Here is a 5,281-nt window from a genome sequence, read left to right on the forward strand (position 1 = left end):
GTCTTCTTCATTCGTCCGGCCGGCAGCAACCCGATGGCCTATTGGTTTATCCATCTGGCGAACAACTACCGCGCTAACGATGTGATGAAGAAGATCCACTGGAAATACGGCAACAACTTTTCCCATATGCTGTCGCCTTCCAGCTTTTTCGGCTACGACGCCAATCGGGATATCGCCGTGACAGGTCAGCACGATTTGCTGTTGGATGAGCATTATTTCGACGATGCTACCAATGACCGCATCCGAGGAGAACTTTCGGAGCTCTTGCCCAAACAGGTCTACGAGGTAGAACGGCAACCTTTTTTGGGCCTGATGAGCGGATTGACCAACTACACCATGGCTGACGAGCTTCGCGTAAAGCAGGCACTCGACATTGCTGTCGCGACCGGTGATCTGCTGGCGGTCGACAAGAACGGCAAAACAAGGCGTCGAAAAGGCACAAGCATCAAGTCGACAGATATCCTGATAGCGCCCCCGCAAAGACCCATCTTCTTCGTGCCACCTCTGAAGAAATCCAGTTCAGAAAACTGAGAGGGGCGGCATCGCTCTTCGGGTGGGCGGTTCGCCTCCAACGGTAGAGGTACCGGCATGATACAAGCAGTAGTTTTCGATGTGTTTGGCACGCTTCTCCAGATAGGTGAGCGCCGCCATCCTTTCCGCCAACTGATGCAGAACCTGCGGCTTCAGGGCAAAACACCAAGGCCGGATGACGCACGGACTCTGATGACTCGAAATCTGGGCTTGGCTGGAGCTGCCGATTATTTCGGTGCGCAGTTGAGCAACTCTGAGTTAGCTAGCCTTGAAAGCGACCTTTTCACCGAGCTGGCCAGCGTTCGCCTTTTCGATGATGCGTTGGAGTCGCTAAATCAGCTAAAGGACGCCGGCCTGAATCTCGCGTTGTGCTCCAATCTCGCAGCCCCATATGCGATTCCGGCCAAACTGTTACTGCCGTCGTTCGATGTTTACGGATGGAGCTTTGAGGTTGGGACAATAAAGCCTGAGCCCGCAATCTATCGTCAGATGATCGAACAGCTTGGCTGCGAAGCCTCCGCTATCGCAATGATCGGTGACACGTTGCAAGCCGATATGCTTGGTCCAATTGGGCAAGGCATGCGGGGCTACCACCTACAGCGTGAAGGAAAAGCCGATCAGTGCGGCTTCGTCTCGCTGATGGACTTTGCAGCCCACGTTCTGCAATACCCACCATCCGCCAACGGCTAAAGCGGCGTCGCCAGTTTTAGCTGACGCCGCTAGACCCGGATGGCTTACAGGCATGAAGACACCCTTTTTCTGTAACGGGAGCTCCTTCAACCCTTGAGCGCCAGAATACGCCGAGCGCCGTTGAGAACGATGAATCCCACGACGGTACCGATAATCAGGTCTGGGTAGTTGGACCCAGTCCAAGCGACGAGCGCTCCGGCGACTATGACGCCCATGTTGATGACCACATCATTGGCGGAGAATATCCAGCTCGCTTTCATGTGAGCACCACCTTCCCGGTGTTTGGAAATCAGCAGCAAACAACCCGTGTTGGCGAGCAATGCCAGGAACGCGACGGCCATCATTATCAGCGACTCGGGCTCGCTGCCGAATATAAAGCGTCTGATCACCTCTACGAGCACGCCGAGGGCCAAAATCAGCTGGAGCACACCAGCAAGGTGTGCAGCACGCACCTGCAGATTGACGCTGCGCCCAACCGCATAAAGGGCCAGGCCGTACACTGCCGCGTCAGCGAACATGTCGAGCGAATCGGCAATCAGACCCGCGGACCTGGCAATCAGGCCAGCAGTCATCTCTACCACGAACATGAAGGCGTTGATGCCTAACAGTAAACGTAGGGAGCGGGATTCCTGTGTAGAGTTCGCCGGATTCTCGGCGGCTTTGATCATCTCAGGGTCTGCCGCGACAGTTTTCTGAAGAGTGGCGCCTAGCCCTAACGTCGCCAGCTTTTTGGTTATGGGCTCAACGGCACTGTCATGCATGACATCTAACCGACGGTCCGACAGATCAAAAGTCAGCTTCCGAACTCCGTCCAAACCATTCAGCGCCAAGCGGATCATTCGCTCTTCTGATGGACAATCCATCTTGGGCACGGCGTAAACACTGACCCATTGCCCCGTCGTATCGGAAGGGTTTTGCATATCGGCATCAGCGGCTGGTGTCGCATCGCAGCCGCAGGGACCATCGGACTTGCTCATGATACGGCTCCACTTGAAATCGAAGATGGGATCATTAAAAGCCTTATAGCTACTATAAGGTCAATAACGCAGAGCCGATGAGGATTCACACGATGCGCATTGGTCAGTTAGCAAGGCTAATAGGGATTGATACACAGACGATCCGCTTCTATGAGCAGCAGGGCTTGTTGCCACCGCCTGATCGCCAGGCGAACGGCTATCGTGTCTACACCGAGAAGCATGGCGAGCGGCTAGCTTTCATCCGGCGCTGCCGAATCTTGAATCTGTCACTTCCAGAGATTCACGCACTCCAAAGCTACCAGGATGACCCTCGCCAGCCTTGTACGGCCGTCAATGCCTTACTCGATGATCACATTTCTCAAGTCAGATCCCAGATAACCGCTCTGCAATCACTCGAACGACAACTCGTTTCACTGCGGGCTAATTGCAACGATGGGCGGGAAGTTGAGGCTTGCGGCATTCTCGCCGGAATTAGCGAGGACGCATGCATTAAATGAACGGCGTTGGGGCTTGCGGGCCTGGTTACCCGGCCAACGCGCATGCCCTCGAAATGGTTGTTTGTCCCTGTGGTTTTTGCCCCTTCGTAGTGATGGCTGTCTCCGTGCGGTATCACTTTGAGTCAGGCCTGCCGAGGAAACGTGAGTTCAAACGTGGTCCGACCGTCTTTGCTGGCGACGGCCACGTGGCCTTTGTGGAGGTTCATCACTGAGCGGACAATCGCTAGCCCCAATCCTGCCCCGCGAGGTTGTATGCCGTTAACGCGGTAAAAGCGGTCGAACAGATGTGGGAGATGATCCGATTCGATAGTCGCGCCATGATTGGTGACAGCCAGCGAGACGATGTCTACGTCCTCCTCAAGGATCTTAAGTTCGACCGTACTGCCAGTATTTGAATGCCGCAGCGCGTTGGATAGCAGGTTGGAAATGGCCCGCTGGACCATAAGTCGATTTCCCAAAATCATGGCATCGCCCGTTACTGTCGTAGCGACTCCCGCTTCTTCGGCAAGGACTTCGAAGTATTCACATACGCGCCTCGCCTCGCTTCCTAAAGATAATTGTTCGAGCTTCAGTGCTGGGCTGGCGTGGCTGGCCTGGGCGAGAAACAGCATGTCTGACACGATTCGATCCATGCGTTCGAGTTCTTCAACCGACGACTCGATCACCTCCCGATAATGCTCCTTGCTTCGCTCACGCACCAAAGTCACCTGCGCCTTGCCTATCAGGTTGTTCAGCGGAGTTTTTAACTCATGAGCCACATCGTCCGAGAATTGTGACAGTTGCTGAACGCCGTCATCGAGTCGATGAAGCATTACGTTGAGGCTGTGCGCCAATGCCTGGAGCTCTTGCGGAAGCCGATCGGTGCGGATTCGAGGTGATAGATCCTGTGTAGATACCTTAGTCGCCAAGGCCCGGAACTTGCGAAGCGGCCGCAAGCCATTTTGGGCGATTAGCCATCCAGCCAATCCGATCAATATCAGTAGCATCGGCACGGTCACTAAGGCCGAGCGCAGGAATGCAGCCACCAGCCGTTGATCGGCACTGCGATCTTGCGAAAGTAAAAGCGTCATTGGAGCCAGTCCCGGGACTTGGATTTGCTTGCGCCCGGTTAGCATCTGCACGCCATCTTTCGTTGTCCAGCCAAGATAGTCGCCGTCCCTGCTCACGAGATCCAGCTGCTGCGGCGCATTGGCGAATCGGCCGATACTGAAAATGGGTGATTTCGCTGTATCGCCGATGACCGTAATCGAAAGGTTGTCATGGCCGAGTACGGTATCGCTCAATGCGTGTTGCCAGGAGCGGCCCATACGGGCTTTGGTGTCTTCGAGGAGTCCATGATCGATCTGAGAGAGCTTGGCCGTCACTTCCTCCTGGGCGCGCAGTTCCAGTTGGCGCACCAGTACCCAGTAGCTCAGTGCAATCAGCAGCGCGACCAAAGCGGCGCCGGTCAGTGTGATTTGAAGCGCGAGACGCGATGCGAGGCTGAGTGGCTTCAAGGCCGCGCCTCCAGCACGTAGCCCACACCCCGGATGGTGTGTATCAGGCGATCGCCGAAGGGTTCGTCCACTTTCATCCGCAGGCGACGAATCGCAACATCCACCACATTGGTATCGCAGTCGAAATTGATGTCCCACACCATGGCAGTTATTTCCGTACGCGTGAGGACTTCGCCAGTCCGGCGCATGAGCAGATGCAATAACGCAAATTCTTTGCTGGTGAGGTCGATACGCTGACCGCTCCGGTAAGCCCTATGCCGGGCCGGGTCCAGTTCGAGGTCGGCTACACGCAGGTTGCTCGGAAGTGTGACTGCCTCGCCTCGCCGCAACAGTGTCCGGATACGGGCAAGCAGCTCGGGGAACTGGAACGGCTTGACCAGATAGTCGTCGGCGCCCGATTCCAAGCCGCGGACTTTTTGCTCTAAGCGGCCATTGGCAGTCAGCATGATGACGCGTGTCTGCTTACGCCGCCTGATGAGTTCGAGAACCTCCCACCCATCCATGGTTGGCAGATTCACATCTAGCAGCACGATGTCATAGTCGTTCTGCAGTGCCAGGTGAAACCCATCGAGGCCATCACTTACGCAATCGACCAAGTAACCACATTCGATAAGACCCTGCTGCAAGTATTCCGCAGCTTTGATCTCGTCTTCGACAACCAGGATGCGCATGTTTTGAGGTAACTCGGCAAGGAGGTGCGCGGTAAGCGGAACCAAAAAAATCCATGTAGTAACTAGGTCAAGACGAAAGCGGCTTGGCTCTAGCGTGAAAGGCAGAGGCGAAAAGATCTGCCCAGGGAAGCGGGAAGCACTTTAACGCGGTAAAAGCCCTGTGAGGGCTATCTTGCGAATTTGTAATCTACCGGTCATTTGGTTGACCCGCAGCGCGAGCGGGTGCACCAAACGAAAAAAGGCGCCCTGATGGGCGCCTGAAACACATCTTCAAACCAAGGGAGCAAAACTAAAGAAGATGTGGTGTTGCTCATGGTGTTTCACAAGATCGAGAGAGGGTACTCGGCGATGAATCGGACCTCATCGAGGTCGGACTCGAAAGCAGTCGCCCGCGTGGTAGCCTGGCGCACCCGCAGAGA

At 55.3% G+C, this 5,281-nt stretch carries 5 protein-coding genes and 1 pseudogene; 3 read left to right on the forward strand and 3 right to left on the reverse strand.

Annotation, left to right across the window (positions count from 1 at the left end; all coding sequences use genetic code 11):
• Positions 1-531, forward strand: a pseudogene (locus ACSSNI_RS22600) (three-Cys-motif partner protein TcmP); the annotation flags it as partial.
• Between the two features lie 57 nt (positions 532-588).
• Positions 589-1,221 (forward strand): HAD family hydrolase, encoded by a 633-nt coding sequence (locus ACSSNI_RS22605; protein ID WP_003292660.1) that lies wholly within the window; start codon positions 589-591, stop codon positions 1,219-1,221.
• Between the two features lie 86 nt (positions 1,222-1,307).
• Here the strand turns inward: ACSSNI_RS22605 and ACSSNI_RS22610 are convergent, their stop codons facing one another.
• Entirely contained in the window at positions 1,308-2,198 is an 891-nt protein-coding gene (locus ACSSNI_RS22610; protein WP_003292661.1) for a cation efflux transmembrane domain-containing protein, read from the reverse strand.
• Positions 2,199-2,290: 92 nt separating this feature from the next.
• Here ACSSNI_RS22610 and cadR point away from each other — a divergent pair, with 92 nt between their 5' ends.
• A complete protein-coding gene (gene cadR / locus ACSSNI_RS22615; protein ID WP_003292662.1) occupies positions 2,291-2,695 on the forward strand; it encodes a Cd(II)/Pb(II)-responsive transcriptional regulator in 405 nt (134 codons plus the stop codon).
• 122 nt (positions 2,696-2,817) lie between these two features.
• Here the strand turns inward: cadR and ACSSNI_RS22620 are convergent, their stop codons facing one another.
• Positions 2,818-4,191 carry a heavy metal sensor histidine kinase gene (locus ACSSNI_RS22620; RefSeq protein WP_003292663.1) on the reverse strand — a complete coding sequence of 458 codons (1,374 nt, stop codon included), beginning with the start codon at positions 4,189-4,191 and terminating at the stop codon, positions 2,818-2,820.
• On the reverse strand, positions 4,188-4,862 hold the full coding sequence (locus ACSSNI_RS22625; protein WP_008569962.1) for a heavy metal response regulator transcription factor: 675 nt from the start codon (positions 4,860-4,862) through the stop codon (positions 4,188-4,190). The genes ACSSNI_RS22620 and ACSSNI_RS22625 overlap by 4 nt, the downstream gene beginning before the upstream one ends.
• Positions 4,863-5,281: the final 419 nt, after the last annotated feature.

Source organism: Stutzerimonas tianxiuensis (genome assembly GCF_053470365.1).